The organism is Moorena sp. SIO1F2, from assembly GCF_010672755.1.
In the GTDB taxonomy this organism is placed as follows: domain Bacteria; phylum Cyanobacteriota; class Cyanobacteriia; order Cyanobacteriales; family Coleofasciculaceae; genus Moorena.
On the sequence record NZ_JAAHFV010000609.1, the window covers coordinates 1 to 2,015 of the forward strand.

The 2,015-nt window shown below is 44.8% G+C and carries 2 protein-coding genes; both read left to right on the forward strand.

All coding sequences use genetic code 11. The features are described 5' to 3' along the window. A partial coding sequence (locus tag F6J94_RS33340; protein ID WP_293048128.1) for a DUF4351 domain-containing protein occupies nucleotides 1-685 on the forward strand: 685 nt, incomplete at its 5' end. Nucleotides 686-823: 138 nt separating this feature from the next. After that, nucleotides 824-1,810 (forward strand): DUF4351 domain-containing protein, encoded by a 987-nt coding sequence (locus F6J94_RS33345; protein WP_293048131.1) that lies wholly within the window; start codon nucleotides 824-826, stop codon nucleotides 1,808-1,810. The last annotated feature ends 205 nt before the right edge of the window (nucleotides 1,811-2,015 follow it).

The following is a 2,015-nucleotide window of genomic DNA, read 5'->3' on the forward strand; positions in this document are numbered from 1 at the left end:
ACGCTACAATCGACCGGTTGCTAGTTTAGCAGTCTTGAGTGATGCTAACCCCCAGTGGCGACCAACCCAATACAGTAGCGAAATCTTCGGCTGTAAAATCCAGTTCAATTTTTTGATGGTGAAACTGTTAGACTACAAACAGCAGTGGCCAGAATTAGAACAAAGTGCCAATCCCTTTGCCACGGTAATCATGGCTCACCTGAAAGCAGTTGATACTCGCAGTGATGGCCAGCAACGGAAAATCTGGAAAATGGCTCTGACCAGACGATTGTACCAGCAAGGGTATCAGCGACAAGACATCCTAAACTTATATCACTTCATCGACTGGGTAATGCACTTACCCTCAGCACTAGAAGAAGCATTTAGTGAAGAACTTAACCAGTACGAACAGGAGCTCAACATGAAGTATGTCACGAGTATCGAAAGGTTGGGAATTAAGCAAGGTCGTCAGGAAGGTATTTTAGAAGGTCGTCAGGAAGGTATTTTAGAAGGTCGTCAGGAAGAAGCTGAGCGACTGCTACTACGATTGCTTCACAGGCGCTTTGGAGAGTTATCCCCTGAGATTCAAGCTCGTGTGAAGGGGTTGAGTGTCGAAAAGTTAGAACAGTTAATGGATGTGGCCATTGATGTAGAATCTGTTGAGCAATTAGTAGACCATTTGCCAGCACCCGAAGCCGCTAATTAAAACGCTGATTAAAACCAGGACTGATATGTCCTGTATCTATTCTGAAGGGTTAATCACAATTAATCCTTCACTATTTTTTGACCAGGGAAACAGGGTTTGGTGATTAATTAGATGAATCAGCCGAACTAGAGGAAATTAATGATTAACCCAGCAGCGGACTATGATTCCCCCTGGAAAGACACCCTGGAATGGTACTTTGAGCCCTTCATTGCCCTGTGCTTTGCCCACATTCATAGTCAAATCAATTGGTCTCGTCCCAGTGAATTCCTCGACAAAGAACTACAAAAGGTGGTGCGAGACGCCGAAGTAGGACGTCGATGGGCAGACAAACTGGTTAAGGTCTGGCTCAACAATGGTCAAGAAACTTGGATTCTAATTCATGTGGAAGTCCAAGGGGAAAAACAGACGGAGTTTGCTAAACGGATGTACACCTACCATCATCGGATTAGCGGACGCTACAATCGACCGGTTGCTAGTTTAGCAGTCTTGAGTGATGCTAACCCCCAGTGGCGACCAACCCAATACAGTAGCGAAATCTTCGGCTGTAAAATCCAGTTCAATTTTTTGATGGTGAAACTGCTAGACTACAAACAGCAGTGGCCAGAATTAGAACAAAGTGCCAATCCCTTTGCCACGGTGATCATGGCTCACCTGAAAGCAGTTGATACTCGCAGTGATGGCCAGCAACGAAAAATTTGGAAAATGGCTCTGACCAGACGATTGTACGAGCAAGGGTATCAGCGACAAGACATCCTAAACTTATATCATTTCATTGACTGGGTAATGCATTTACCCTCAGCACTAGAACAAGCCTTTCGTGAAGAAGTTAACCAGTACGAACAGGAGGTCAACATGAAGTATGTCACGAGTATCGAAAGGTTGGGCATTAAGCAAGGTCGTCAGGAAGGTATTTTAGAAGGTCGTCAAGAAGGTCTTCAGGAAGGAGCTGAGCGACTGCTACTACGATTGCTTCAAAGGCGCTTTGGAGACCTATCCCCTGAAATTCAAGCTCGTGTGAAGGGGTTGAGTGTCGAAAAATTAGAACAGTTAATGGATCTGGCCATCGATGTAGACTCTCTTGAGCAATTAGTAGACCATTTGCCAGCACCCGAAGCCACTGATTAAAACAACTCCTGATAGAGAAGTACAAATTCTCTTCCCCCATACCCCACACCCCACACCCTATAGCCTAGATTCTGTGTAACCATTGAGTATAGGGATGCTGAACTAAATTGGAGTTGAAGTCTCTGATGATCCGAGATACTTCAACTCCAATTTAGTTCAGCATCCCTATACTCAATGGTTACACAGAATCTAGGCTATAGGGTGA

Coding starts and splice junctions, on each gene's coding strand:
- F6J94_RS33345 (WP_293048131.1), top strand. CDS start 824: ATGATTAACCCAGCAGCGGACTATGATTCCCCCTGGAAAGACACCCTG.